Raw genomic sequence first — 925 nt, forward strand, 5'->3', positions numbered from 1 at the left:
ATGTTCAGGGTCGAGGTGACATTGCTGCCCGAGCCGTCGGTGACGGTGTAGCTGACGGTCGGCACCGTGCCGTTGTAATTGACGTCCGGCGTAAAGGTGTAGGCGCCATTCGCTCCGATCACCAGGGTGCCGACGTTGGTAATGGTCGCGGTCTGGCCGGCGTTGAAAGTCCCAGGAACGCCGTCGATGGTGAAATTCACCACGCTGACTGGACCGTCGACGCTCGAGGTGCCCGTCAACACGCTGCCGGTTATGGCCGTGTCTTCAGCGGTGGTCACGCTTTCGCTGAGGTCGGTGAAGCTGTCGTCGACCGGGGTCACGCTGATGTTCAGGGTCGAGGTGACATTGTTGCCCGAGCCGTCGGTGACGGTGTAGCTGACGGTTGGCACGCTGCCGTTGTAGTTGGCGTCCGGGGTGAAGGTGTAGGCGCCATTGGCGCCGATGACCAGGGTGCCGACATTGGCGATGGTCGCGGTCTGGCCCGCTGTGAAGGTGCCAGGTACGCCGTCGATGGTGAAATTCACCACGCTGACCGGGCCGTCGACGCTGCTCGTGCCGGTGAGGACGCTGCCAGTCACCGGGGCGTCTTCGGTCGTGGTCACGTTTTCATTGAGGTCGGTGAAACTGTCGTCAACCGGGGTGACACTGATGTTCAAGGTCGAGGTGACGTTGCTGCCGGAGCCGTCGGTGACGGTGTAGCTCACGGTTGGCACGCTGCCGTTGTAGTTATCGGCCGGGGTGAAGGTGTAAGCGCCGTTGGCGCCGACCACCAGGGTGCCGACGTTGGTAATGGTCGCGGTCTGGCCGGCGTTGAAAGTCCCAGGAACGCCGTCGATGGTGAAATTCACCACGCTGACTGGACCGTCGACGCTCGAGGTGCCCGTCAACACGCTGCCGGTTATGGCCGTGTCTTCAGCGGTGGTCA

The 925-nt window shown here is 62.8% G+C and carries 1 protein-coding gene; it reads right to left on the reverse strand.

What is annotated here, in order from left to right; translation table 11 throughout:
• Nucleotides 1-925: cadherin-like domain-containing protein (locus tag AC07YV_RS29850; RefSeq protein ID WP_494990405.1), on the reverse strand; the 925-nt coding region annotated here is incomplete at both ends.

The sequence above is a fragment of the Pseudomonas sp. GW456-E7 genome, from assembly GCF_059424105.1.